The 26,628-nt window shown below is 42.9% G+C and carries 26 protein-coding genes; 22 read left to right on the forward strand and 4 right to left on the reverse strand.

The genetic code is table 11. The features are described from left to right. The first annotated feature begins 1 nt into the window (after position 1). Both QM351_RS00355 and ileS read left to right on the forward strand, forming a co-directional pair. Positions 2 to 829, forward strand: coding sequence for a DivIVA domain-containing protein (locus QM351_RS00355; RefSeq protein WP_414326062.1), 828 nt, complete (start codon positions 2 to 4; stop codon positions 827 to 829). 252 nt (positions 830 to 1,081) lie between these two features. Further along, the gene (gene ileS / locus QM351_RS00360) at positions 1,082 to 3,874 is read left to right on the forward strand and encodes an isoleucine--tRNA ligase (protein WP_342986525.1); all 2,793 of its coding nucleotides are present in this window, start codon (positions 1,082 to 1,084) and stop codon (positions 3,872 to 3,874) included. A 102-nt stretch (positions 3,875 to 3,976) separates the two neighbouring features. Here the strand turns inward: ileS and QM351_RS00365 are convergent, their stop codons facing one another. The 3 genes from QM351_RS00365 to QM351_RS00375 form a co-directional block, all read right to left on the reverse strand. Further along, on the reverse strand, positions 3,977 to 4,279 hold the full coding sequence (locus tag QM351_RS00365; protein ID WP_214255417.1) for a DUF1827 family protein: 303 nt from the start codon (positions 4,277 to 4,279) through the stop codon (positions 3,977 to 3,979). 67 nt (positions 4,280 to 4,346) lie between these two features. Further along, the gene (locus tag QM351_RS00370) at positions 4,347 to 4,796 is read right to left on the reverse strand and encodes an NUDIX hydrolase (RefSeq protein ID WP_070586411.1); all 450 of its coding nucleotides are present in this window, start codon (positions 4,794 to 4,796) and stop codon (positions 4,347 to 4,349) included. 110 nt (positions 4,797 to 4,906) lie between these two features. Then, on the reverse strand, positions 4,907 to 7,165 hold the full coding sequence (locus tag QM351_RS00375; RefSeq protein WP_414326065.1) for an AAA family ATPase: 2,259 nt from the start codon (positions 7,163 to 7,165) through the stop codon (positions 4,907 to 4,909). A gap of 248 nt (positions 7,166 to 7,413) precedes the next feature. On the opposite strand from QM351_RS00375, the gene QM351_RS00380 reads away from it, so the two are divergent. The 20 genes from QM351_RS00380 to metG all read left to right on the forward strand — a co-directional run bounded on the left by QM351_RS00380 (position 7,414) and on the right by metG (position 25,910). After that, positions 7,414 to 7,644, forward strand: coding sequence for a DUF1797 family protein (locus QM351_RS00380; protein ID WP_003011913.1), 231 nt, complete (start codon positions 7,414 to 7,416; stop codon positions 7,642 to 7,644). A gap of 165 nt (positions 7,645 to 7,809) precedes the next feature. After that, a complete protein-coding gene (locus tag QM351_RS00385; RefSeq protein WP_003012104.1) occupies positions 7,810 to 8,664 on the forward strand; it encodes a bifunctional methylenetetrahydrofolate dehydrogenase/methenyltetrahydrofolate cyclohydrolase in 855 nt (284 codons plus the stop codon). A 13-nt stretch (positions 8,665 to 8,677) separates the two neighbouring features. Then, on the forward strand, positions 8,678 to 9,451 hold the full coding sequence (locus tag QM351_RS00390) for an HAD-IIB family hydrolase (protein WP_414326068.1): 774 nt from the start codon (positions 8,678 to 8,680) through the stop codon (positions 9,449 to 9,451). Positions 9,452 to 9,503: 52 nt separating this feature from the next. Then, positions 9,504 to 10,379: an NAD(P)H-hydrate dehydratase gene (locus QM351_RS00395; protein WP_414326070.1), complete on the forward strand. Its 876-nt coding sequence runs from the start codon at positions 9,504 to 9,506 to the stop codon at positions 10,377 to 10,379. Between the two features lie 9 nt (positions 10,380 to 10,388). Beyond that, positions 10,389 to 11,843: a glycoside hydrolase family 32 protein gene (locus tag QM351_RS00400; protein WP_414326072.1), complete on the forward strand. Its 1,455-nt coding sequence runs from the start codon at positions 10,389 to 10,391 to the stop codon at positions 11,841 to 11,843. Positions 11,844 to 12,079: 236 nt separating this feature from the next. Then, positions 12,080 to 13,420 carry an exodeoxyribonuclease VII large subunit gene (gene xseA, locus QM351_RS00405; RefSeq protein ID WP_414326074.1) on the forward strand — a complete coding sequence of 447 codons (1,341 nt, stop codon included), beginning with the start codon at positions 12,080 to 12,082 and terminating at the stop codon, positions 13,418 to 13,420. Continuing rightward, positions 13,398 to 13,610, forward strand: a complete 213-nt coding sequence (locus tag QM351_RS00410) for an exodeoxyribonuclease VII small subunit (RefSeq protein WP_003006013.1) — start codon at positions 13,398 to 13,400, stop codon at positions 13,608 to 13,610. The genes xseA and QM351_RS00410 overlap by 23 nt, the downstream gene beginning before the upstream one ends. Beyond that, positions 13,607 to 14,482 (forward strand): polyprenyl synthetase family protein, encoded by an 876-nt coding sequence (locus QM351_RS00415; protein ID WP_414326076.1) that lies wholly within the window; start codon positions 13,607 to 13,609, stop codon positions 14,480 to 14,482. Before QM351_RS00410 ends, QM351_RS00415 begins: the two co-directional genes overlap by 4 nt. After that, the gene (locus QM351_RS00420) at positions 14,475 to 15,293 is read left to right on the forward strand and encodes a TlyA family RNA methyltransferase (RefSeq protein WP_342986517.1); all 819 of its coding nucleotides are present in this window, start codon (positions 14,475 to 14,477) and stop codon (positions 15,291 to 15,293) included. The genes QM351_RS00415 and QM351_RS00420 overlap by 8 nt, the downstream gene beginning before the upstream one ends. Continuing rightward, positions 15,283 to 15,717 (forward strand): arginine repressor, encoded by a 435-nt coding sequence (locus QM351_RS00425; protein WP_003006022.1) that lies wholly within the window; start codon positions 15,283 to 15,285, stop codon positions 15,715 to 15,717. Before QM351_RS00420 ends, QM351_RS00425 begins: the two co-directional genes overlap by 11 nt. Before the next feature lie 6 nt (positions 15,718 to 15,723). Then, positions 15,724 to 17,382 (forward strand): DNA repair protein RecN, encoded by a 1,659-nt coding sequence (gene recN / locus QM351_RS00430; protein ID WP_414326078.1) that lies wholly within the window; start codon positions 15,724 to 15,726, stop codon positions 17,380 to 17,382. Between the two features lie 20 nt (positions 17,383 to 17,402). Continuing rightward, positions 17,403 to 18,131: a metallophosphoesterase gene (locus tag QM351_RS00435; RefSeq protein WP_049522601.1), complete on the forward strand. Its 729-nt coding sequence runs from the start codon at positions 17,403 to 17,405 to the stop codon at positions 18,129 to 18,131. Positions 18,132 to 18,220: 89 nt separating this feature from the next. Next, entirely contained in the window at positions 18,221 to 19,054 is an 834-nt protein-coding gene (locus tag QM351_RS00440) for a DegV family protein (protein ID WP_414326079.1), read from the forward strand. A 110-nt stretch (positions 19,055 to 19,164) separates the two neighbouring features. Next, on the forward strand, positions 19,165 to 19,440 hold the full coding sequence (locus tag QM351_RS00445; protein WP_003006038.1) for an HU family DNA-binding protein: 276 nt from the start codon (positions 19,165 to 19,167) through the stop codon (positions 19,438 to 19,440). Positions 19,441 to 19,893: 453 nt separating this feature from the next. Further along, positions 19,894 to 20,340, forward strand: a complete 447-nt coding sequence (locus QM351_RS00450) for a Fur family transcriptional regulator (protein ID WP_003006041.1) — start codon at positions 19,894 to 19,896, stop codon at positions 20,338 to 20,340. 123 nt (positions 20,341 to 20,463) lie between these two features. Further along, positions 20,464 to 21,504 carry a hypothetical protein gene (locus QM351_RS00455; protein WP_414326081.1) on the forward strand — a complete coding sequence of 347 codons (1,041 nt, stop codon included), beginning with the start codon at positions 20,464 to 20,466 and terminating at the stop codon, positions 21,502 to 21,504. Continuing rightward, positions 21,461 to 21,925 carry a hypothetical protein gene (locus tag QM351_RS00460; protein ID WP_414326083.1) on the forward strand — a complete coding sequence of 155 codons (465 nt, stop codon included), beginning with the start codon at positions 21,461 to 21,463 and terminating at the stop codon, positions 21,923 to 21,925. Before QM351_RS00455 ends, QM351_RS00460 begins: the two co-directional genes overlap by 44 nt. Before the next feature lie 385 nt (positions 21,926 to 22,310). Beyond that, the gene (locus tag QM351_RS00465; RefSeq protein ID WP_414326085.1) at positions 22,311 to 22,814 is read left to right on the forward strand and encodes a hypothetical protein; all 504 of its coding nucleotides are present in this window, start codon (positions 22,311 to 22,313) and stop codon (positions 22,812 to 22,814) included. A 197-nt stretch (positions 22,815 to 23,011) separates the two neighbouring features. Further along, positions 23,012 to 23,704 (forward strand): phosphoglycerate mutase, encoded by a 693-nt coding sequence (locus QM351_RS00470; RefSeq protein WP_003012031.1) that lies wholly within the window; start codon positions 23,012 to 23,014, stop codon positions 23,702 to 23,704. Between the two features lie 214 nt (positions 23,705 to 23,918). Beyond that, positions 23,919 to 25,910 carry a methionine--tRNA ligase gene (gene metG, locus QM351_RS00475; RefSeq protein ID WP_414326087.1) on the forward strand — a complete coding sequence of 664 codons (1,992 nt, stop codon included), beginning with the start codon at positions 23,919 to 23,921 and terminating at the stop codon, positions 25,908 to 25,910. Positions 25,911 to 26,414: 504 nt separating this feature from the next. On the opposite strand, the gene QM351_RS00480 is transcribed toward metG, so the two are convergent. Beyond that, a complete protein-coding gene (locus tag QM351_RS00480; RefSeq protein ID WP_003006064.1) occupies positions 26,415 to 26,621 on the reverse strand; it encodes a helix-turn-helix domain-containing protein in 207 nt (68 codons plus the stop codon). Positions 26,622 to 26,628: the final 7 nt, after the last annotated feature.

Here is a 26,628-nt window from a genome sequence, read left to right on the forward strand (position 1 = left end):
TATGGCTCTTACTGCTTTAGAAATTAAAGATAAAACTTTTGGCGTTAAATTTAGAGGGTATGATGCGAACGAAGTAGAAGAATTCCTAGATATCGTTGTTCGCGATTATGAAGATCTTGTTCGTTTAAATCATGATCAAGAATCAAAAATTCAAGCTCTTGAAGAACGCTTAAACTATTTTGATGAAATGAAAGATTCATTGAGTCAATCTGTTTTGATTGCACAAGATACTGCGGAACGTGTCAAACAAGCAGCTAACGAACGTTCTGAAAATATTGTTCGTCAAGCTGAACAAGATGCACAGCACTTAGTAGATGAAGCAAAACAAAAAGCAAATGAAATCCTTCGTCATGCAACGGATAATGCCAAGAAGGTTGCCGTTGAAACAGAGGAATTGAAGAACAAGACACGCGTCTTCCATCAACGTTTGAAATCAACCATCGAAAGCCAATTGAGCATTATCGATACACCTGAATGGGATGAAATTCTTCGTCCAACAGCTATGTACATTCAAACAAGTGATGAAGCTTTCCGTGAAATTGTGGAGAAAGCTTTGGGTGAATCAGTTCACCATCATCATGCAGAAGATGATAACATTGATTTGACTCGTCAATTCTCTCCAGCTGAAATCGAAGAATTGCAAAAACGCATCGAAGCTGCTAATTTAGAATTGGGTGCAACACAAGCGTTTGAAGGTTTGAATGAAAAAGTTCAATCCGCTTTAGAAGAAGCAGAGCACGCTCGTCATGAAAATGAGGAAGTCGTTGAGGTTGAAGAAACTGTTCAACCAGAAGATGATGCAAATCGTGAATCTGTCAATATTTTATAATTTTGTAAAAACAGGTCCATTAATGATAGGTCTAGCGAGCAGATGATGGTGGAAGATCTGCACTCCCTCTTAATGGATGATCCTTTTACAGTATTCGTTCTGAACCCTTGAGTAAGAACGGACGTTTCCCTCGTTACGGGATGAGAGGAGAAGGTCGCTTGCGACTTCTCGAACAAAGGTGGTACCACGAGCAATCGTCCTTTTTAGGATGCTCGTGTTTTTTTATAGCTTTTAAATCAATAAGGAGACATAATGAAACTCAAAGAAACATTGAATCTTGGGAAAACAGCTTTTCCAATGCGGGCTGGGCTTCCAACGAAGGAACCAGTTTGGCAAAAAGAATGGGAAGATGCAAAATTGTATCAACGCCGTCAAGAGTTGAATGAAGGAAAACCGCATTTTACCCTTCATGATGGCCCTCCCTATGCTAACGGAAATATCCACGTTGGACATGCTATGAACAAGATCTCAAAAGATATCATCGTTCGTTCTAAGTCTATGTCAGGATTTTACGCCCCTTATATTCCAGGTTGGGATACCCATGGTTTGCCAATTGAGCAAGTCTTGGCTAAACAAGGTGTGAAACGTAAAGAAATGGACTTGGTTGAGTATTTGAAACTCTGCCGTGAATACGCTCTTTCTCAAGTAGATAAACAACGCGAAGACTTTAAACGCTTAGGTGTTTCAGGTGATTGGGATCATCCTTATGTAACCTTGACGCCTGACTATGAAGCAGCGCAAATCCGCGTCTTTGGTGAAATGGCCAATAAAGGCTATATCTACCGTGGGGCTAAGCCAGTTTACTGGTCTTGGTCTTCTGAGTCAGCCCTTGCTGAAGCAGAGATTGAATACCATGATTTGGTATCAACGTCTCTTTACTATGCGAACAAGGTTAAAGATGGTAAGGGTGTCCTAGATACAGACACTTACATCGTTGTCTGGACAACAACTCCATTTACGGTTACAGCATCTCGTGGATTGACGGTAGGTGCAGAGTTTGATTATGTCGTAGTGAAACCTGCTGGATCTGACCGCAAGTATGTCGTAGCATCTGAGCTCTTGCCAAGCCTTTCTGAAAAATTCGGTTGGGAAAATGCTGAAGTCCTTGCGACTTACCAAGGGAAAGAATTGAACCATATCGTGACAGAACACCCATGGGATCCGGAAGTGGATGAATTGGTGATCCTTGGTGAGCATGTAACCCTTGATTCAGGTACTGGTATCGTCCATACTGCTCCTGGTTTTGGTGAGGATGACTACAATGTAGGGATTGCCAATGGCCTCGAAGTTGCTGTTACTGTTAATGAACGCGGAATCATGATGGAGAATGCTGGTCCTGACTTTGCAGGTCAGTTCTATGACAAGGTTGTTCCAACGGTTATCGTAAAACTTGGAGATTTGCTCCTTGCTCAAGAAGAAATCTCTCACTCCTACCCATTTGACTGGCGTACGAAAAAACCAATCATCTGGCGTGCAGTTCCACAGTGGTTCGCTTCTGTATCAAAATTCCGTCAAGATATCTTGGACGAAATTGAAAAAGTGAAATTCCACTCAGAATGGGGGAAAGTGCGTCTTTACAACATGATTCGTGACCGTGGTGACTGGGTCATCTCTCGTCAACGTGCCTGGGGTGTGCCTCTTCCAATCTTCTATGCAGAAGATGGAACACCAATCATGACAGCTGAAACCATCGAACATGTAGCGCAACTCTTTGAAGAGCATGGTTCGATCATCTGGTGGCAGCGTGAAGCGAAAGACCTCTTGCCAGAAGGATTTACCCATCCTGGTTCACCGAATGGCGAATTTACAAAAGAAACAGATATCATGGACGTCTGGTTTGACTCAGGTTCGTCTTGGAATGGGGTTGTGGTTAACCGTCCAGAACTCAAATACCCAGCTGATCTTTACCTAGAAGGGTCAGACCAATACCGTGGTTGGTTCAACTCATCTCTTATCACATCTGTGGCGAACCATGGTGTCGCACCATACAAACAAATCTTATCTCAAGGTTTTGCTTTGGATGGTAAAGGTGAGAAGATGTCTAAATCTCTTGGAAATACCATTGCTCCAAGTGATGTTGAAAAGCAATTTGGTGCTGAAATCTTGCGTCTCTGGGTAACCAGTGTAGACTCAAGCAATGACGTACGTATCTCAATGGATATCTTGAGCCAAGTGTCTGAGACTTACCGCAAGATCCGGAATACTCTTCGTTTCTTGATTGCCAACACTTCTGACTTTAATCCAGCTGAGGATGCAGTTGCCTATGACGAGCTTCGTTCAGTGGACAAGTACATGACCATTCGCTTTAACCAGCTTGTTAAGACTATCCGTGACGCTTATGAAAACTTTGAGTTCTTGACGATCTACAAGGCGCTAGTCAACTTTATCAACGTTGACTTGTCAGCCTTCTACCTGGATTTTGCCAAGGATGTTGTCTATATTGAAGGTGCAAAATCACTTGAACGCCGTCAAATGCAAACAGTCTTCTATGATATCCTTGTGAAAATCACGAAACTCTTGACGCCAATTCTTCCTCACACTGCTGAAGAAATCTGGTCTTATCTTGAGTTTGAAGCAGAAGACTTCGTTCAATTGTCAGAATTGCCAGAAGCAGAAACGTTTGCCAACCAAGAAGAAATCTTGGATACTTGGTCAGCCTTCATGGACTTCCGTGGTCAAGCGCAAAAAGCCTTGGAAGAAGCGCGGAATGAAAAAGTGATCGGTAAATCACTAGAAGCTCATTTGACAGTTTATCCAAATGAAGTTGTGAAAACACTTCTTGGAGCTGTTGATAGTAATGTAGCACAACTCTTAATTGTTTCTGAGTTGACGATCGCAGAAGGACCAGCTCCAGAAGCTGCAGTGACCTTTGAAGATGTAGCCTTCACAGTTGACCGTGCTGCTGGTGAAGTTTGTGACCGTTGCCGTCGTATCGACCCAACAACGGCTGTACGCCACTACCACGCAACCATCTGTGATCACTGTGCACGCATCGTCGAAGAGAACTTTGCAGACGCAGTCGTAGAAGGATTTGAAGCTAAATAAAAGCCATTAAAAGAAGTTCCATAAAGGAACTTCTTTTTTAATGGCTAAAATGGTGTAGAAATTCATCCATTAAGGAAATAAAAAAAGTAAGGCAAATTGGCCTTACTTTGTAATTGGAAAGGAAATTTCAATTAGTTTATCGGAGTAGAGGGTTTTAATAGCGGATTGGTCAATGATTTGAAGATCAATCTTACGTTTTAAAAAGAACTCACGAATTTTTTCTACTTCAGTTTCACGAATAGCTCGGTGTTTGTTGCTGATCAACAATTCATAGTGTGATGGGGCCTGTGTAAAAACAACGTCTGTATTGCCCGCAGAATAAACCTCGACAAGCAAGGCGTCAGTGCTGGCAAGTTGGCTTTTGACCAGTGCAGCATGACTATTTGTGGTATTAATGAGCTTCATATGAGTTCCTCCTAACCTCTATCTTCATTTATTATAGCACTTTTTTATTTTTTGTGAAAGAATTCCTTTATTTTTTGTGGGTATTTTTCCACTGTTCAATGCCCCATTTGTGACTGCCACGTTTGAGTTTTTCAATAGCTTCATCTACAGGAAACCAAGCAAGATTGTTAAAATCTTCCAGTGGTTTTTGAGCCTCTGTATAATCCACTACTTCATAAATATAGGCAGGATTGTAGTAGTAGGTATCGCGATGACTGGAATAGAAATACTCATCTGCTTGGCCATAGTATTGTCCTAAAACAGCGGTAAAACCTAATTCTTCGATCAGTTCCCGTTTCAGAGCTTGCAAGTGATCTTCACCTGCCTCGATTTCCCCGCCGGGCAAGAACCAGGCTCCATTAGGAGCTTGAACGAGGATGATCTGATCCTTGTCCTTATTGGGAATAACAGCGTAGACACCATAGCGATTGACGTAGGTCACATCTTGTTTTTTTTCACCAAAACTTGGAATGGTCATGGTTTTCTCTTTTCTTATTTTTTCATCATTATATCATATTTTTTAGCAAAAATCTGGAGGGAAAAAAGAAAGAGACTGGATTTTCCAGTCTCTGAATGTACCTTTACTGATTATGATTCTGACTTCTTTTCAGCCGTCTTGTGAACAGCTTTGATATTAATATTCCCATTGCTGGTCATGACTGCTTTGAGTTGTTTCTCACTTGGATGTTCCAGGTAATAATCGGTAATGGCATCTTCGATATGGTCTTGGATGGTACGACGGAGTGGGCGGGCCCCCATTTTTGGATCGTATCCCAGATCGACCAATTTTTCTTTGACCTTCTCTGTCACATCCAGATGAATCTCATTTTGTGCGAGACGTTGATTGACTTCATCGAGCATGAGGGAAACGATTTGAAGAAGGTTTTCTTTTGATAGAGGTTGGAATTCAATGATGCCATCAAAACGGTTCATGAACTCAGGGCTAAAGAAGTTCCCGAGTTCTCCAAGTACAGAGTTGGTTCGACCTTCGCGAGCAGCTCCAAAACCAACATTGGCCTCAGCTTTACCGGTTCCAGCATTAGAGGTCATGATGATAATAGTATCTTTAAAGCTGACAGTACGGCCTTGACCATCTGTCAAACGGCCATCATCCAAGACTTGCAGGAACATATGCATGACATCTGGATGGGCTTTTTCCACTTCATCCAACAACACGAGGGAGTATGGATTGCGACGGACCTTTTCCGTTAGTTGTCCAGCTTCATCGTAACCAACATAGCCCGGAGGAGCTCCGACTAGTTTTGCTACGCTATGTTTTTCCATGTATTCACTCATATCAAAGCGGATCATATTATCTGCAGAGCCAAAGAGCTCGATCGCCAATTGTTTAGACAACTCGGTCTTTCCGACACCAGTTGGTCCGACAAAGAGGAAGCTTCCGATCGGACGGTTAGGCGATCCTAGGCCGACACGATTGCGTCGAATGGCTTTCGCGATTTTATCTACGGCATCGTCTTGACCAATCACATGAGCTTTCAAATCAGAAGCCAGATTGATCAATTGAGACTGCTCTTTTTCTTTCAAATCACCAACAGGAATATTGGTCTTTTGTTCAACGATGTGTTCAATCGTTTTTTCACTGATGACAGGGGTTTCCTGATCGGTGACATGTTGACCTTGCATTTCCTTGTATTTCGCGATTTGGTCGCGGAAGTAGGCTGCTTTTTCAAAGTCTTCTTCGCGCGTCGCTTGGGCTTTGAGGTTTTCCGCTTCAATCAAACGCTGGTCGATCACTTTTGGATCCACGAAGTTTAGGGTCAGGTTCATCTTAGACCCCGCTTCATCCAATAAATCAATGGCCTTGTCTGGCAGGAAGCGATCTTGGATGTAGCGGTTTGAAAGAATAGCTGCCGCTTCGATGGCCCCGTCTGTATAGTGGACGTGGTGGTAGTCTTCGTATTTTTTCTGGATACCCTTGAGTATGGTGATGGTTTCTTCAACCGTTGGTTCATCGACCTTAACGGGTTGCATCCGACGTTCCAAGGCCGCATCTTTTTCAATGATACGGTATTCATTGAGGGTAGTAGCCCCGACTAATTGGAGTTCTCCACGCGCCAAGGCTGGTTTGAGGATATTTCCAGCGTCCATATTGCCCTCACCAGCAGATCCTGCACCAACAATTTCATGGATTTCGTCGATGAACAGGATAACATCTTCGCGTTGACGAATTTCATCCATTAATTTTTGCATGCGTTCTTCGAATTGACCACGGATGCCTGTGCCCTGAACGAGGCTCACAACGTCTAGGCGGATGACTTCTTTTCCTTGCAATTTATGAGGAACGTCGCCATCGACGATTTTTTGAGCCAGGCCTTCCACAACGGCAGTTTTTCCGACCCCAGGCTCTCCAATCAGAACCGGGTTGTTCTTGGTTCGACGGTTGAGAATTTCGATGACACGGATAATCTCCTCGTCACGGCCAATGACAGGGTCAATATCCCCTTTGCGGGCAATTTCTGTGACATTGATGCCGAACTCTTCTAACAGTCCTTTTGGCTTTTGAGGGCGTGCTTGACGAGGGTCTTGACCACCACCACGGTTATTGTTTTGGCCGTAGCCGCCACCTCCATAACTACCTCCGGATTGAGTTGGAGGGGTTTGAGGTTCTTGCGGACTTTGGAAGTTTCCAAGGTTATTGAAGAAATCTTCAAAAGGATCTCCAGTGAGTTGGCTCCGTTGGGTCATGCCTTTCAAGAAGCTGTTATTTGGGTCTGTTTTCATAATTTTATAGCAATTTTGACAGAGGTCTACTTGTTGCTGACGTCCATTTACATTTGTATATAAATGGATGGTTGATTCATTTATTTTACAATTTTGACAAAGCATATACATACCTCACAGTAGGTTTTTGATGATTTTCCATCAAGAGACGAGCCTATTTTTGAAAGGTCAAAAATAGTCAAAGATTTATAGTTTCATTATATCAGTATTCTAGAAGTTTGCAAGAATTTGCTACGGAATGTCGCTAAGGATTGAAGAAGAGAGTAAATCAATGGAAAAATGTGAATTTTTATTGGAAGAGCTTTCTCTTTTATGATAAAATAGGAGAGTAGAAAGTAAAGAGGAGAAATAAAATGGAATCACATTTAGTACGGATTATTAACCGTTTGGAGACGATGACAAAAGACGGTGGAAACTTAAAACGTAATTTTGAACGTGACGGTGTTGTTGTCGCTGAAGTAGCATACAACCACAATGAAGAAGAAGGTTCAACCTTTACACTTCGTGATGTTAAAGCGCGTGAAACCTATACATTTGATAGCATTGATTTAATTGCAATGGAAATTTATGAATTACTTTACTAAGTAGCTGAGTGGATGAGTTTGGGGTGGTCTCAAGCTCATTTTTTGTCCATCTGGTTATAGTTTTCGTCTATAAGAAATTCTAAGCAGGAACAGTTAGGTTTGAGAGTTGAAATCTGCTATAATAGAGAGGACTATTTTCATTACTTGACTAGAAAGAGAATTGACATGACGACAATCATTGATGGGAAGGCGCTCGCTACAAAATTACAGGGTGAGATTGCGAAGAAAACAGCACGATTAAAAGAAGAGACAGGAGTTGTGCCTGGCCTCGTTGTAATCGTGGTAGGAGATAATCCAGCTAGCAAAATCTATGTAAGAAATAAAGAGCGTTCTGCTATTGCGGCAGGCTTTCGGAGTGAAGTGAGACGACTTCCTGAAAGCATCAGCCAATCTGAGTTATTAGAAGTGATCGAACACTACAATCAAGATCCCCTTTGGCATGGGATTTTGGTGCAGTTACCACTGCCTAAGCATATCGATGCGGATGCAGTCCTTTTAGCCATTGATCCGACAAAAGATGTGGATGGCTTTCATCCATTGAATATGGGACGCTTATGGGCTGGAAATCCTCTCATGGTGCCATCGACTCCTGCTGGGATCATGGAGATGTTCAAAGAGTACGGGATTGATCTAGAAGGGAAGCGAGCAGTCGTGATTGGTCGTTCCAATATCGTTGGAAAACCAATGGCGCAGTTGCTCCTTGCTAAAAATGCGACGGTAACCTTGACCCATTCCCGGACCCATCATCTGCCTAAAATTGCTAGAAGAGCAGATATCTTGGTTGTTGCGATCGGTCGTGCGAAATTTGTAACAGCAGACTTCGTGAAAGAAGGCGCCGTTGTTATTGACGTCGGAATGAATCGCGATGAGAATGGCAAATTGTGTGGGGATGTCGATTTTGACTCCGTTGCCCCTTTGGCCAGTCATATTACTCCGGTTCCAGGAGGGGTTGGGCCTATGACCGTCACCATGCTGATGGAGCAGACCTACGAAGCAGCTGTTCGTGCCTTAAAAAAATGAAAGTGTGAACAAGATGAAGTTTGTATTTGATTTAGATGGAACCCTGTCATTCGATGGTGTCACAATCGATGATGAAATCAAACAGGTCTTATTGAGAGCAGAAGAATTTGGCCATGAAGTTGCCTTTGCTTCTGCACGTTCTTACCGAGACTGCTTGGGCCTTTTAGGGGATCCATTGAGTCAGCAACTCGTGATAGGCTTAAATGGTGGATTGGCCTATCGCCAGGGGCAATTGGTATATGAGGAACAATTGGACAAAGATGTGTATCGGGAAGTCCTTGGCTTTTGTCGCCATTACAATCTACCATTTTTTGTGGATGATACCTTTGATTATAGCGGACGGATTTTGGAAAAGATTCCTTTTGTTGCTAATGTAGACCCTCTCAAGAAAGCCCAGTATCGTTCGTTAGAGGAGCTGACAGATCCGATTAAGGTTGTGATCTATATGGGTGGCCATGAGGAGCTCGTGGATGAGATCATCGAGCGAATCGAAAAGACAGACAAGGTCTATATCCGCTATCATGCGCATGAAAAATGCATCTATCTCAATCCAGCGGATACGCATAAAGCAACAACCGTAGAAGAACTCTGTGGAGAGAATTTCGTGGCTTTTGGCAATGATCAAAATGATATCGAGCTCTTTGAAAAAGCTCTTTATGCAGTTCAGATTGGTGATTTTCCAGCCCTTCGGCCTTATGCGGATGATCAATTGGTAGCCAAACAAAATCAACCACAAGCTGTGGCTGCTAAGATATTGCAAGTCTTTGCAGAATTCAGAGGAAAATAAAAGATGGAGGGGGAGTCGTGGCTTCTCCTTTTTCGCTAGAAATGAGGAAGGTATGAGAATAGTTCAGAAAGAAGAGATTCAGCGTGTCATTGTGAAGCGAGAGGTGAATTCTTATAAGGGAGATTTTGGTCGCCTGCTCTTGATTGGAGGGACTTACCCTTATGGGGGAGCCATCATTATGGCGGCGCTTGCTGCGGTTCACAGTGGAGCGGGTCTAGTCACTGTTGCAACAAATCCTGATAATCTGACAGCCCTTCATAGCCATCTTCCTGAAGCCATGGGCTTTGATTTGGCAGATCACGAACTCCTTTGTGAGCAAATTCAAAAAGCCGGTGTGATTCTTGTCGGTCCAGGCTTAAAGGAAGCAAGAGAAAGCCAAGCAATCTTGCAGATGATTTTTGAGCAAGTCTCTAGCCAGCAGGTCTTGATATTAGATGGAGGAGCTATTAGTCTTTTTGCGGCCTCTCAGTTTGACCTGCCAGAGGCTCAGTTGGTCTTTACCCCTCACCAAAAAGAATGGGAAAAACTGTCAGGGCTTGATCTAGCAAGCCAGACAGAAGGCAAGAGTCGAAGAGCAGTACAGAACTTTCCTCAAGGGACTGTCATTGTAGAAAAAGGGCCACACACCCGCATTTGGACAAGTGGGCAAGATGAGGGCTATCAGCTAGATGTTGGTGGTCCCTATCAAGCCACAGGGGGCATGGGGGATACCTTGGCTGGGATGATCGCAGGATTTGCGGGTCAATTTCCACAGGTCAGTCTCTATGAGCGCGTGGTGGTTGCGACCTATCTCCATTCAGCCATTGCAGAAGACTTGAGCAAGGAGTTTTATGTGGTTCTACCCACGACCATCAGCCAAGAAATCCCAAAATGGATGAAGAAGTGGAGTGACAAAGATCAGGTTATCAGCACTGAAAATAGAAAATAGGTAAAAAAGATGAAGGAAAGCATTCGGAAAGCAAATCAGTATATCGATGAAAACAGGGAGAAGGTCAACCAGCTATATAGAGGAGCATTTCATTTGTTACCTCCAATCGGCTGGATGAACGATCCAAATGGCTTTGTTTATTTCCGTGGAGAATACCATTTGTTTTACCAATTCTATCCCTATGATAGTGTTTGGGGTCCCATGCATTGGGGGCATGCCAAATCAAAAGATCTTCTCCATTGGGAAGAACTGCCAGTAGCTTTAGCACCAAGTGAAAGCTATGATAAGGATGGCTGCTTCTCGGGTAGTGCTATTGTGAAAGATGACAAGCTCTATTTGCTGTATACGGGTCATGTAGACGATGAGGAAAATCGCGAGGAGACTCAGTGTCTTGCGGTTTCGACAGATGGCATTACCTTTGAAAAGTTGCCAACTAATCCAGTGATCCATGCTCAACATATTGAGGGGATCGCAGATATTGCAGATTTTCGTGATCCTAAAGTATTTGAATATCAAGGAAGCTATTACGCTGTCGTTGCTTCTAAGACGCCAGATGACAGAGGTCAAATTCTCCTATTTGCATCAAGTAATCTAGTAGATTGGGCCTTTACATCAGTTCTTTTAGAAGGTGAAAAAGGGCAAGGGATTATGTGGGAGTGTCCCGATTTCTTCCCTTTAGATGGCAAATGGGTCTTGATCTTGTCACCCATTGAAATGGAAAGACAGCAAGAAAAATACTGGAACTTAAATTCGACGGTTGCCTTTATCGGTGACATGAATTGGGAAACGGGGCATTTTCGTGTCGATTCCTATGATGAAATGGATGGCGGTTTGGATTTCTATGCTCCTCAAACTTGTCAAGGACCAAAGGGCGAACGATACATGGTTGCCTGGATGCAAATGTGGCACCGGTCTATCCCCAGTCATGATTTAGCTCATGGGTGGGCAGGTAGTATGACTCTTCCAAGAAAATTGTCTCTGAAAGACGGACGATTAGTTCAGGAGTTACCTGAGTCAGTGAACGAACACTTTCTTGTAGAGCATGCGTCAGAAACCATTGTTAAGGGCAATCAAATCACGATCCCAGCTAGAAGGAAACAAACCTTGTTTGAACTAGATGCCAAACCGGGTCGCTCCTTTATCCTTGGATATGGTGATGAAACTGATCCTGATAGTGTCTTGCAATTGGTTTACGACGCCTCTCAAAAACGCTTTAGCTTAAGTCGAGACCAATTTGGGCACCTCATTACTGGAAAAGAAAATCCAGCATTTCAATCGAGATGGATTCAGTTGGATGCTGACAAAGATCATCATTTTTCGATCATTCGCGATACCAACTCAATTGAAGTATTCGTGGATGGCCAAACTCTCTCGATGACCTTTTATGAAACGACTGAGAATCCCGTCTATAATCTCACAGCAGATGAAGGGGTTGATTGGATCGTAAAAACCTATCAAAAATAGGAAAGCAATAGCCTCCTAAAGAATAAAAAGACAAGTACTGTGACTTGTCTTTTTTGTGTATTCCAACTTGGTCTTGAGTTTTAAGGTTTCTGGTGTCAAACAGACAAGTAGAGAGCAACTTGAATAAAATGAGGCCTGTAGAGAAAGGAAATTCATGATTTCGCTTTGTCTGCCAGCCTTTTTTGGTGTTTTTTGGTATAATTAAACTTGATCATATTCTGCAGAAAGGAGTTCCTATGTCCAACTATTTATCCGTATCAAGTTTGACCAAATATTTGAAATTAAAATTTGATAAGGATCCCTATTTGGAAAGGGTTTATCTGACAGGGCAGGTCTCCAATTTCCGAAAACGTCCCAACCACCAGTATTTTTCATTAAAAGATGAAAAAGCGGTCATTCAGGCAACGGTCTGGGCTGGGGTTTATCGAAGCTTTGGTTTTGAGCTAGAAGAAGGCATGAAGATCAACGTCATCGGTCGCATTCAGCTCTATGAGCCAAGTGGGAGTTATTCCATTGTCATTGAAAAGGCTGAGCCAGATGGGGTAGGGGCCTTGGCCATCCAATTTGAGCAACTCAAGAAAAAGTTGACCGAAGAAGGGCTCTTTCAGGATCGGTGGAAGCAAGCTCTGCCACAATTTCCAAGAAAGATCGGGGTCATTACCAGTCAAAGTGGGGCCGTGATTCGCGATATTATCACAACGGTGAGTCGACGCTTCCCTGGTGTAGAAATTGTGCTCTACCCGACCAAGGTTCAGGGTGAAGGCGCTGCTAGTGAGGTGGTTGCTAATATTCAAAGGGCCAACCAACGGGATGATTTGGATGTCTTGATTATCGGTCGTGGGGGCGGTTCGATTGAAGATCTCTGGGCCTTTAATGAAGAAGAAGTGGTGAGAGCCATTTTTGAATCGCGGATTCCGATTATCTCCAGTGTTGGACATGAGACAGATACGACTCTAGCCGATTTTGTAGCAGACCGACGAGCTGCTACTCCGACAGCCGCTGCTGAATTGGCTACTCCGGTGACCAAATTGGATCTCTTGTCCCATTTACAAAAGCAGGAAAATCGCATGGCAACAGCCATGTCCAATCGCTTGGCCTATAATCGTGAGCGCTTGGCCAAATTAAGTCAATCGGTTATTTTTAGACAGCCTGAAAGACTCTATGATGGCTACCTGCAAAAGATTGACCAGTTGCAATTGCGCTTGAAACAAGGGATGCGCGATGCGTATGGACAAGGGGTCAATCAGCTGCAAGGTCTGCGTCATCGCTTAGAAGCCATGTCTCCTTTGCATCGCATCGAGCGCTACCAAGACCGCCTGCTCCAAGATAAGAGAATCTTAACCAACCGAATGGAACAAGTCCTAAAAGAGCAAAAGATCAAGGTGCAAGGCTTATCAGAAGCCCTCTTGATGCTCGATACGAGTCGGATTATTGCGCGTGGCTATGCCATGGTTAAGGAAGGAGATCAGGTCCTAGATTCCGTTGCGAAAGTAACAGAAGGGGACCCGCTGTCACTCATCATGAGAGATGGCCAGTTAGAAGTAGAGGTAAAACATGTCGAAAGAAAAGAAATTTGAAGAAAATTTAGCAGATTTGGAAGCTATCGTCCAAAAATTGGAGAGCGGTGATGTGGCTCTAGAAGAAGCTATCACAGAATTCCAAAAAGGAATGAAGTTGTCAAAAGAATTGCAAGATACCTTGGATCAAGCAGAGAAAACCTTGGTCAAGGTCATGCAAGCAGATGGTACTGAAGCGGATCTAGCATGAGACAAGAAGAAAAACGAAATAGAGTAGAGCAAGCAGTTCGCTCTTTTTATGAGGAGAAAGCCGTTGCCCCCCATTTAGTGGAGTCGGTCCTTTATTCGATCCAGGCAGGAGGAAAACGCCTGCGCCCCTTGCTCCTTCTAGAATTGTTAGAGGCCTTTGGACTGGAATTGACGGAGGCTCACTTTCAAGTGGCAGGGGCTTTAGAGATGATCCATACAGGAAGCCTTATTCACGATGATCTGCCTGCCATGGACAATGATGATTACCGTCGGGGACAATTGACCAATCATAAGAAATTCGGAGAGGACCTGGCAATTTTAGCAGGGGATGCGCTTTTTCTCGATCCTTTTGGGATGATAGCTGCGAGTGCCCTTCCAGATGTGGTCAAGGTCTCCTTGATTCTTGAATTGTCAGATGCTTCCGGTAGTCGTGGAATGGTAGCTGGCCAAGTCCTTGACATGGAAGGGGAGCACAAACAGCTCACGCTAGCAGAGTTGCAGACCATCCATGCCAATAAGACAGGGCGCCTCCTTGCCTATCCTTTCATTGCAGCTGGTTTGATTTTAGAGTTGCAAGCAGACATTGCTCTGCTCTTAGAAAAAATCGGGAAAAAATTAGGCCTGGCTTTTCAAGTACGGGATGATATTTTGGATCTGGTCGCTGATTTTGAAGCTTTGGGGAAGACCCCTCAAAAGGACTTAGTGGCTGAAAAATCGACCTATCCAGCCCTGTTGGGATTGGAAGAATCAAAAGCTTTGCTGATAAGAGAATTAGATGCTTGCGAGGACTTGTTGGATCAGATTACAGCTGCTTGCGACTTTGATCCGCAAGCGATCAAGAAATTAATAGAAGGATTACGAATAGATGGCTAAGGAAAGAGTGGATGTATTAGCCTATAAACAAGGCCTATTTGATACCCGCGAACAAGCCAAAAGAGGGGTGATGGCAGGTCTTGTCGTTGCCGTTATCAATGGTGAGCGCTTCGATAAACCGGGTGAAAAAATCGATGAAGCAACCGAGTTGAAATTAAAGGGCGAAAAGCTCAAATATGTCAGCCGGGGCGGTCTTAAATTAGAAAAAGCCCTGAACCAATTTGGTTTGTCTGTAGAGGGTAAAATTGCGATTGATATTGGGGCTTCTACAGGTGGCTTTACCGATGTCATGCTGCAAAATGGAGCCAGCCAGGTCTTTTCAGTGGATGTCGGGACCAATCAGTTGGCCTGGAAATTGCGCAATGATCCTCGAGTGGTCTCGATGGAACAGTTCAATTTCCGCTATGCCGAGCCAGATGATTTTGAAGCGACACCGAGCTTTGCGAGTATCGATGTCAGCTTTATTTCCTTGGACTTGATTCTGCCAGCCCTTCACCGGATTTTGGCAGAAAATGGACAAGTCGTGGCCTTGGTGAAACCTCAGTTTGAGGCAGGACGTGAACAGATCGGGAAAAATGGGATCATTAAGGATCCTAAGATTCATTTAGCCGTTCTTGAAAAGGTCGCTGCTTTTGCAGGGACACATGGCTTTGCGGTAATGGGAGTAGATTATTCCCCTATCCAAGGAGGCCATGGCAACATCGAATTTTTGATGTATCTAGAAAAAAAAGAAGAGAAAACAAAGCCAACTACAGAGCAGCTGGAGGCTGTTGTGGAGCGGGCACACAAGGAATTTAAACATGAAGAGTAAGAATATTAGATTAGAAAAAATTCGCCGCTTCATTCGCGATCATGAAGTGGGGACGCAAGAAGAGATCGTCGAACATTTGAAAGAAGAAGGCATCTCAGCAACCCAAGCGACAGTATCACGGGATATCAAAGAATTGGGCATCGTAAAACGCCCTCTGAAAGATATGACCTATGTCTATGAATTGCCACGTAAGCACCACCAAGGGATCGGGATGATCGAAAGCAATATCTTGTCTCATCGTCGGATGGGAGAATATGTCAATTTCACCATGGTTCCAGGGACAGCTCCTTTAGTTAAACGTCGCTTGCGGGAGATTTATAAGGAGCATATCTTTAGTATTGTTGCAGATGATGATACGATCTTGTTGATTGCTTATTCCGCACCAGAAGCAGAGAATATCCTCAAATCAATCTTTGGGTGGTAAGAGCCTATGCTATTAGAAATTTCGATTAAGAACTTTGCCATTATCGAAGAGATTTCCTTAAATTTTGAAAAGGGAATGACGGTACTGACAGGGGAAACAGGTGCTGGTAAATCCATCATCATCGATGCCATGAACATGATGCTGGGAAGCCGTGCAACGAAGGATGTCATTCGACACGGAGCCCCAAAAGCGGAAATCGAAGGTCTCTTCACCGTTGAGAGCAATCGTCACTTGACGGCTCTCTTTGAAGAGCAAGGACTAGAGTGGACCGATGAATTGATCATTCGCCGAGAGATCTTGCAAAATGGACGAAGTGTCAGCCGGATCAATGGACAAATGGTGAATTTGTCTGTCTTAAAGGCAGTTGGGCAACATTTGGTGGACATCCATGGCCAGCATGATCAGGAAGAACTTATGCGGCCCCAATTGCATATCGCTATGCTGGATGAATTTGGGGATGCAGCCTTTTTCCAAACTAAAGATGCTTATCGTCAGACCTTTGAAGACTACAAACGCCTGCGCAAACAAGTGATGGAACTCCAGCGCAATCAGCAGGAAAACAAGGCCCGTATTGAGATGTTGGAGTTTCAAATTGCAGAGATTGAGGCAGCAGCCTTGGAAGTGGATGAGGACCTGCGTCTGGAGCAAGAACGCCAACGCCTGCTCAATCACAAGATGATTGCAGATACCCTAACCAATGCCTATACTATGCTGGATGCAGAAGAATTCTCGAGCCTCTCTAATGTTCGCTCAGCCATGAATGATCTGGAGAGCATCGAAGAATATGATCCCAGCTACAAAGAGCTCTCAAGCCAATTATCTGAAACCTTCTATGCCCTTGAGGATATTACCAAGCGCTTAGAAGATGTGGTCGATGGTCTGGAGTTTGATGGCAATCGCCTCATGCAGGTGGAATCGCGTTTGGATTTGATCCACTCTATCACGCGCAAGTATGGTGGCCAAGTCAAGGACGTCTTGGAATACCTGGCGCAAATCACCAAAGAATATAGCCTCCTCACTGGAAGTGACCTCTCGTCTGAGGATTTGGAAAAAGAACTCAAACGTTTGGAAAAGAGTTTGGTCACCTTGGCTCAAGATTTGAGTGATCAGCGGCATACTTTGGCCCAAGCCTTGGAAAATGAAATCCAGCAAGAATTGGCAGATCTCTACATGGACAAGGCGCGCTTCCAAGTGCGTTTTAGCAAGGCTAAGTTTAATCGGGAGGGAAATGAAGCTGTCGAATTTTATATTTCGACCAACCCAGGTGAGGACTTTAAACCCCTTGTCAAGGTAGCATCTGGCGGAGAATTGTCACGCTTGATGTTGGCCATTAAATCTGCTTTTTCTCGAAAAGAAGGAAAAACTAGTATCGTCTTTGACGAGGTGGATACAGGAGTCTCTGGGCGCGTGGCCCAAGCCATCGCAGCGAAAATTCATAAGATTGGTCAAAATGGCCAAGTGCTTGCCATTTCTCACCTGCCTCAAGTCATCGCTGCAGCAGATTATCAATTCTATATTGAGAAAATCAGTGATGAACACTCAACTGTCTCTACTGTGCGTTTGCTCAATAGAGAAGAACGAATCGAAGAAATTGCCAAGATGCTGGCAGGAGAGGATCTAACGGAAGCTGCCCGTCAACAAGCAGAGCAACTTCTCAAGCGTTAAGAGAAAGAAGGTTTGAAACAATGTCAAGATACTTTGTAGTCGGAGATATTCACGGAAAAGCACAAATGCTAGAAGAGCTCATGACAGAGTGGGATGGAAAAGCTCAATTGGTCTTTTTAGGGGATTTGATAGATCGAGGCGAAAATGGCAAACGATCAATTGAAATCGTAAAGGACTACGTAGACCATCACGGAGCGGTTTGCCTTTCCGGGAATCACGAGTACATGTTTTTAGCCTGGTTGGACAATCCAGAAGAGCGTTATGATCACTACCGAAGAAATGGTGGCGATACGACCATCAACTCTCTGTTAGGCCGGCCGCTCGATGCTCCTGTAGATGGGATTGCGGATGCGCAAGCAGTAGAAAATGTCGTTCCTGACTTGGTGGCCTTCATCCGCAGTTTGCCCTTTGACTACGAGACAGAAACCTATTACTTTGTTCACGCTGGTGTGGATCTAACCCTTGAAAATTGGCGAGAAACCAGTGATTACCAAAAGGTCTGGATCCGAAAACCATTCCATGAAGCGGAGAATCATACAGGCAAATGTATCGTCTTTGGCCATACACCAGTCTATGGACTGCTCAATGAGCCAGTCGGCACCGAAAATCTTTGGATTTCAGATCAGAAAATGGGCGTCGATGGGGGCGCTGTCTTTGGTGGAGTCCTCCATGGATTGCTCTTGGATGATCAAGGCATTGTCCATGACCATGTCCTTCATAATACAGGTTTTTCTGCCGCAGACGACTGAGGAGGCAGGAATGGATATCTTTCACTGCAAAACCCCGTGTTTTTTGATATAATGAAAACAGAACATTCTTAGGAAGAGTATAGAAATATATGGCAAATATTAAAATAGTTACAGACTCATCTATTACAATTGAGCCTGAAGTGGTTGAAGAATATGGCATCACCATTGTGCCACTTTCTGTTATGGTGGATGGAGTCCTTTATTCCGACAGTGAGTTGGGCGAAGGGGACTTCTTGCGCTTAATGCAATCTAGCAAAAATCTTCCAAAGACCAGCCAACCACCCGTTGGAGTCTTTGCGGAGGTGTATGAAAAGTTAGCAGCAGACGGAGCTCATATCGTTTCGATTCATATGTCTCATGCCTTATCCGGAACAGTAGAGGCAGCTCGTCAAGGGGCAACCTTATCAGGGGCAGAAGTAACTGTGATTGATAGTGGCTTTACAGACCAGGCGATGAAGTTCCAAGTGGTTGAAGCAGCTAAGTTGGCTAAAGAAGGAGCAGATCTAGACACCGTTTTAGCTCGTATCGAAGAAGTCAAAGAAAAGACAGAGTTGTATATCGGCGTATCTACCTTGGAAAATCTAGTTAAAGGTGGTCGGATTGGCCGTGTTACCGGACTTTTGAGCTCGCTTCTTAACATCCGTGTGGTGATGGAAATGAAGGACCATCAATTAGAACCAATCGTCAAGGGACGTGGAAACAAGACCTTTAAGAAGTGGTTGGATGAATTGGTAGAGAAACTATCCCACAGCAAGGTGGCTGAGATCGGGATTTCCTACGCAGGGACGCCAGAATGGGCAAATGAAATGAAGGCTCAGTTGCAATCGCTCGTTGAAAATGCGATCCCAGTTCTCGAAACTGGATCGATTATCCAAACCCATACAGGTGAGAATGCATTTGCAGTTTTGGTGCGCTACGAATAAGCTGAATAAATGTTTGAAAAAACAGGTTTAGTACTTGACCTAAAGGCTTTTTTTAGATATTATAGTACTGTTAAGGCGTAAAGCCTAAAAAAATTTGGAGGATTTGTTAAATGGCTAACAAACAAGATTTGATCGCAAAAGTGGCAGAAGCTACAGAATTGACTAAAAAAGATTCAGCAGCAGCTGTTGATGCTGTATTCGCAGCAGTTTCAGAATACCTTTCAAAAGGTGAAAAAGTTCAATTGATCGGTTTCGGTAACTTCGAAGTTCGTGAACGTGCAGCTCGTAAAGGTCGCAACCCACAAACTGGTAAAGAAATCAAAATCGCAGCTTCTAAAGTTCCAGCATTCAAAGCTGGTAAAGCTCTTAAAGAAGCAGTTAAATAATTGCATTTTGAAAATCCATCCTAGATTTCTAGGGTGGTTTTTTTGTTGGACAGCTCTATAGGATAAGGGTATAATAGGAAAAAGAAAGAGAGAAAAGACCATGCGAGTCATTTTAGGACTATTTGCCTTGTTGTTAATCCGACCTATTTTGTATCTATTGAAAGGGCTGTGGTTTGTACTGGAATTTTGCTTTATGATCCTCGTGGTCAAAATGATCTTAGGAACTGTACGCTGGATGACCAGTTGGATCGGTTGAGAGTAGATGAATCTATTTCAGGCTCGTGAATCAATGTCCCCTGGACATAACCTCGCTTTTCCATTTTTAGGCTCGTGAAAAAAATGTCCACTGGACATTTTTTTTTATTAAAAGCATTCTAAATAGTGATTTATTTTGAAACATGATATAATAAGGGTAACGAATCGATTAAATCATATTGGAAAGGGGGGATCATAGTGAACGCATTGCATCGTCATGAAGAAGAGCGCGTGGAAGAAGTCTTGCAAAATTTACGTGCTAAGGGCATTCGGATTACCGATACCCGCAGAGCAGTTCTTTCCTATTTAGTGGCGAGTCATGAACATCCAAGCGCTGAGAAGATCTATCGTGATTTATTGCCTCAGTTTCCAAGCATGAGTCTAGCAACTGTCTACAACAATATCAAAGTATTAATTGATGAGGGGGTTGTCTCTGAGATCAAGGTTCGCAATGATACCACGACCTATTTTGATTTCATGGGGCATGACCATTTGAATGTGGTGTGTGAAAAATGTGGCCGTATCGCAGATGTGGACATTGAAGTCCCAGATCTTCGCGAAGAAGCAGCCAGTCAAAGTGGCTACCAGATCACCAAGACTCAGATGACCGTCTATGGCATTTGCCCCGACTGTCAGAAAAATTAATGTGAGAGAAACCAGAGCCGTCAGGCTCTTTTTTGTATGGTAAAACCACACTAGGATAGTGAAGGAAAAATAGGAGAAATCATGATATAATATACTTTTGAAATCAAACAATAGGAGAACGAGATGAAAAAGCTGGAGAATTTTTCTTGGAAGATGTGGCATATTCTTTCCCTAGTTGCTGTGACCGTTCTAATGGTTGGCGGTATCTGGAGCTTTTTTTACCTAAAAGAAGCGGTACATGTTGTGAGTGATAGAGATTATGATTATGTTGGTCGAGGACAACGCTTATTGGAAAATCGAATCATTAGTGAAGAGGCCACCGGAATTCCAATATTGGCTTATAGTTTTAAGAAAGAAGATAGAAAAAACAACCCATATATTTATGCTGTCGGATCCCAATATATAGCCCTTCAAGATTCTAAACTAATCAGTGATGAAGATAAGAAAAAAGATGTAAATGAATATTTTAGAATTCGGTATTATGAATTGGGCCAAGAGAAGGGAGAAGGTCATACCATTGATGTTTTAAAACTCGTTCAAAAAATGGGTTACGATTCGATTGAAGGAAACATGCGAAGTAGCATGTTTACAGATGGAAAAGATGAGTACGTAGCTTTCAATGTTACAAAAAATGATCTCCTATTTGTGAATCTGAACAAGGGAGAAATCGCAGAGACAGTTCCCAAAATGGTTGTTGATTTTGGTTACAGTGGATTTTATCAAATATTGCTTGCACCCGATTTTGAGACAAAAAAATACAGTCATGAGAGAGACAAAATAGGTGTAGGAGTAAGTTTGTTAGATTATGGATTTGATGATGAAGATGAAAAAGAAGAAACTTCCTCAAGTTCTACGGAGAGATTAGATCGTAATGGTGTGAAGGTGAAGGATAGTAAACTCTTAACCCAACTAAAAAAATATCGCCGTCTCCTGATTCTAAAAAATAACCTTACTATGGAGGAGGATAAAACTATCATCAAGAGTTTGTTTCCTGATGCAGATCATTTTAGTTGGTCTATTGACGCTTCTTATACAAAAAGTGGGCAGAAAGAAACCGTTCGGAATGCTGAAGAGTTTAAAAAGGTTATAAAGGAGGAAAGAGTTGAAGAAGAGTTGGAACGTGAATTTGAAGAAACATTTCAAGAAGGGCCAGACGACGATTAGTGATCGGTCAAAAGCCGTTCTAGTGGTTATCTGCTTCCTACTGTTTATAGGATTCTATTTTTATAGAAATTTAGACGCTAACCTAAAAGGTTTCTATGATAGTAGAAGTTTCCGAGGAGATATACAGATTACAGGTTTCTCTTGGACTCGGCCCAATGCTGGTCCGGATGTGAATTTTATCTATTCTGAAACGGTTGAAGGGAAAAAGATTTCAATTCCCCTGAAAAAATCAGTCAGATTTAAACACTTGGTGATGCCGTATTCTAATAAGATTGATTTAGCTGAAAACTTAAGAGTAGAAAATACCTATGATGATTTTGATAGAGCCTATTTGCCCATTATAGAGAAGGGGTTTGAATTCAGTACTGAGCGAATCGAGCTTGAATCAGTACTGAGCGAATCGAGCTTGAAGCAGAATTAGATAAAAAAATTAACGAGTATAGTGCTTTTAGCGGCTCTTGGATTGAAATAAGCTTATCCCCCGTTAAGAAACGAGGTAACAATTATTTCAGTTTGATGGAGCAATATGAGAATGGCATTCCTAATTCTGAGTTAAAAATTCTAGGGGGATGGTATGATGTCTCGTATAGTAGTTTTATCGAATCAGGAGACATTTATGTTAAAATTATCTCCCCGGAAAATATAAGTCGATTTAAAGAATCAGAGTATGATTTTAAATCAGTTTTGAAGGATTACTTGGCAATTAAGTCTCTACCAGATGGGTGGTATGGCCTGTTCGATAATGGGAAACAAGTATCTGAGACTGTTGAAATTCGGAATGGAAAGGTTAGGGGGTGAAAGGAGACATGGTAAAAGGAAAAATAAAATTTAATCATCAGTTATTGCGTCAGCTTGGCTTATTTACGGCCTATGTTTTGACCTTATTGATGTCACCGTTTTATACATATCAAAAAATAGGGGAGAATGATTCGGCACAGTTTACGATTTTCCTAGGTGAACATTCTCTCTACAATGCCAAAGAGTTTGAAGGCCTCATCCATTCTTATTTCACGACGTCACTTATTATTCTTTTTGTCCTACCAGTACTTGCTATTTTTGTAAAATATCTCCTAAATAAAACAGGCTATCCTTTGCTGGCGCATCTTCAATCACTGTTAATTTTTGTAGCCTGTAGCATTATTTTAATCTTTACCATGTTTTCTATGACTGTTCAAATAGACCTCCTACGGTTGGAATGGGGATTTTATTTATGTCAAGCCTTCTATTGGATTTTTATCCTCAGAGAGTGGTGGAATGTCAGTGGGATTGTTTATAGACGAAATCATCCTTTAGAAGATGAAAGAGCATAAGAGAAGTAGCAATCGGCAGAATAAACCTATTTCTACATAAGAATAAACATTCCTCAATTTCAAACCAGAGCCGTCAGGCTCTTTTTTGTGAGAAATTGCACTTTTCTATGGTCGCCACTAGATTTTTTACTGAAAATCTAGTAGAATAAAATAGATAAACGGGGGGAACCTCGGAGAATAAAAAGGAGATCCATCTAATGGTAAAATTGGTTTTTGCTCGCCACGGTGAGTCTGAATGGAACAAAGCTAACCTTTTCACTGGTTGGGCTGATGTTGATTTGTCTGAAAAAGGTACACAACAAGCGATCGACGCTGGTAAATTGATCAAAGAAGCTGGTATCGAATTTGACCAAGCATACACTTCAGTATTGAAACGTGCGATCAAAACAACAAACCTTGCGCTTGAAGCTTCTGACCAATTGTGGGTTCCAGTTGAAAAATCATGGCGTTTGAACGAACGTCACTACGGTGGTTTGACTGGTAAAAACAAAGCAGAAGCTGCTGAACAATTTGGTGATGAACAAGTTCACATCTGGCGTCGTTCTTACGATGTATTGCCTCCTGCAATGGACCGTGATGATGAACACTCAGCACACACTGACCGTCGTTACGCTTCACTTGACGATTCAGTGATTCCAGATGCTGAAAACTTGAAAGTTACTTTGGAACGTGCTCTTCCATTCTGGGAAGATAAAATCGCTCCAGCTCTTAAAGACGGTAAAAACGTATTCGTAGGAGCACACGGTAACTCAATCCGTGCCCTTGTAAAACACATCAAACAATTGTCAGACGACGAAATCATGGATGTGGAAATCCCTAACTTCCCACCATTGGTATTCGAATTTGACGAAAAATTGAACGTTGTAAAAGAATACTATCTTGGTAAATAAAAATATCCAGTGGATATTTTTATCCCGAGCCTGAAAACGCAAAAGCGAGGCAATTCTAACGGGATACGTTATCAATCATAGAAAGCTGACTTCGGTCAGCTTTTTTGCTTGTCTTCCTTAGATCCTAGCTGGTTTTGGGTTTTCAGGGTCTCCTAAAAATGTTATAATAGAGTGTTACTAAATTGGGTTCCATTAGCCCTGAAAGGAAAAGAAAATGACAAAATCATTCTACATCACAACCCCTATCTATTACCCATCTGGTAAATTGCATATTGGTTCAGCTTATACAACGATCGCCTGTGACGTCTTGGCGCGTTACAAACGCATGATGAACTACGATGTCTTCTACCTGACTGGTCTCGATGAGCATGGTCAAAAGATCCAACAAAAAGCAGAAGAAGCTGGGATTACGCCGCAAGCTTATGTAGATGGGATGGCAGTTGGAGTGAAAGAACTCTGGCAATTACTCGATATCTCATATGATAAATTCATCCGTACGACAGACGATTATCATGAAAAAGTGGTGGCTCAAGTCTTTGAACGTTTGCTGGCGCAAGATGATATCTACCTGGGTGAGTACTCTGGCTGGTATTCAGTCTCTGATGAAGAGTTCTTTACAGAAAGCCAATTGGCTGAGGTATTCCGTGATGAGAATGGCAAGGTCATCGGTGGGGTAGCCCCATCAGGCCACGAAGTAGAATGGGTCTCTGAAGAATCTTACTTCCTTCGCCTCAGCAAATACCAAGACCGCTTGGTTGAATTTTTCAAATCCCAACCGGACTTTATCACACCAGATGGTCGTCTCAATGAAATGTTGAAAAACTTCATCGAGCCAGGCTTGGAAGATTTGGCAGTATCTCGGACCACCTTTACCTGGGGAGTTCCAGTTCCATCTAATCCAAAACACGTAGTCTATGTATGGATCGATGCCCTTCTTAACTATGTGACAGCTCTTGGTTATGGTCAAGAAGATCATGAAAACTTTGATAAGTTCTGGAACGGAACCGTCTTCCACATGGTTGGAAAAGACATCCTTCGTTTCCACTCGATCTACTGGCCAATCCTTCTCATGATGTTGGATATCAAATTGCCAGAACGCTTGATTGCCCATGGTTGGTTTGTCATGAAAGACGGTAAGATGTCTAAGTCTAAAGGAAATGTCATCTACCCAGAAATGTTGGTGGAACGCTTTGGCTTGGATCCACTTCGTTACTACCTCATGCGCAGTTTGCCAGTGGGTTCAGACGGTACCTTCACACCAGAAGACTACGTGGCCCGCATCAACTATGAATTGGCCAATGACCTTGGAAACCTCCTCAACCGGACAGTCGCCATGATCAATAAATACTTTGGTGGTCAAGTTCCAGCTTATGTCGAAAATGTTACTGCATTTGATGCAGATTTGACTAAGGTAGTTGAAGAAAACATCGCTGAATACCACAAGCAAATGAACGCGGTTGATTACCCACGCGCTTTGGAAGCCGTATGGAACATCATCTCTCGGACCAACAAGTATATCGATGAGACAGCGCCTTGGGTCCTCGCTAAAGAAGATGGTGACAAGGAACAATTGGCGGCAGTCATGGCTCACTTGGCAGCTAGCCTTCGTGTCGTGGCTCACTTGATTCAACCATTCATGATGAACACCTCAAATGCCATCATGGAACAACTTGGCTTGGGCTTAGACTTCGATCTTGAAAACTTGACCCTAGCAGGCTTCCCTGAAAATGTCACAGTGGTTGCCAAAGGAACTCCAATCTTCCCACGTCTCGATATGGAAGAAGAAATTGCCTACATCCAATCTCAAATGACTGCTGGAAAACCACAAGAAAAAGAATGGATTCCAGAAGAAGTGGAACTCAAGTCTGAAAAAGATGAGATCAAATTTGAAGACTTTGACAAGGTTGAAATCCGTGTAGCAGAAGTCAAAGAAGTGGAACGCGTCGAAGGATCAGACAAACTGCTTCGCTTCCGTCTAGATGCAGGAGATGGCGAAGACCGTCAAATCCTCTCTGGTATCGCGAAATTCTATCCAAATGAACAAGAATTGGTCGGCAAGAAACTTCAAATTGTGGCCAACCTCAAACCACGTAAGATGATGAAGAAATATGTCAGCCAAGGCATGATTCTTTCTGCTGAACACGGAGATCAATTAACAGTCTTAACTGTTGATCCATCTGTTCCAAATGGAAGCATTATCGGCTAAACGATAGACAAAGAAAAAATCATCTAAAAAACTTTCCTTAGGTGAGTACGGACGTCAGCGAACTTCGAAGAAGTTCCATGACTTAGTTTTGGACCCTAGGTTCCAAAACTCCCGAGTGCTAGAAACACAATTGTTTCTAGCACTTTCCTCACGGCGGAAAGTTTCAGTAGATGATTGAATAATTCTAACGAATAAATTTTTTGATTTTTATAGAATTAATTTGATTTGTAAGAAAGAACAGATTGTCTACACTCTCAAGCACTCCCGCGGGAGTGCTTTTCTTGTATTGATATGGTTCCCATCATTGAATTTTACAAGGATGGTAGATGAGTCCTATTAGTAATGGGTGTTAACGGAGACTTCCGCAGTGAGAAAAGAGTCTGAAACGGTATCGTTTCAGACTCTCGGAAGATTTGAGACAGTGGGCTCAAATCTTAGGTATGGAATCCCAAAGGGATTCGCTACCGTCCGTCCTCACCTAAGGAAAGTCTCCGAATATAGTCCCTATTCATCCGGCCGGTATTCCAAGATATCTCCTGGCTGGCAGTCGAGTTCTTTGCAGATGGCTTCAAGGGTGGTGAAGCGGATGGCTTTGGCCTTGCCGGTTTTGAGGATGGAGAGGTTAGCAGTCGTGATGCCGATTTTGTCGGCTAGCTCATTGGATTTCATTTTCCGCTTGGCCAGCATGACATCTAGATTGACGATAATCATGGCACCC

Origin of the sequence: Streptococcus parasanguinis (assembly GCF_047465465.1) — a bacterium.
GTDB classification, from domain to species: domain Bacteria; phylum Bacillota; class Bacilli; order Lactobacillales; family Streptococcaceae; genus Streptococcus; species Streptococcus parasanguinis_AI.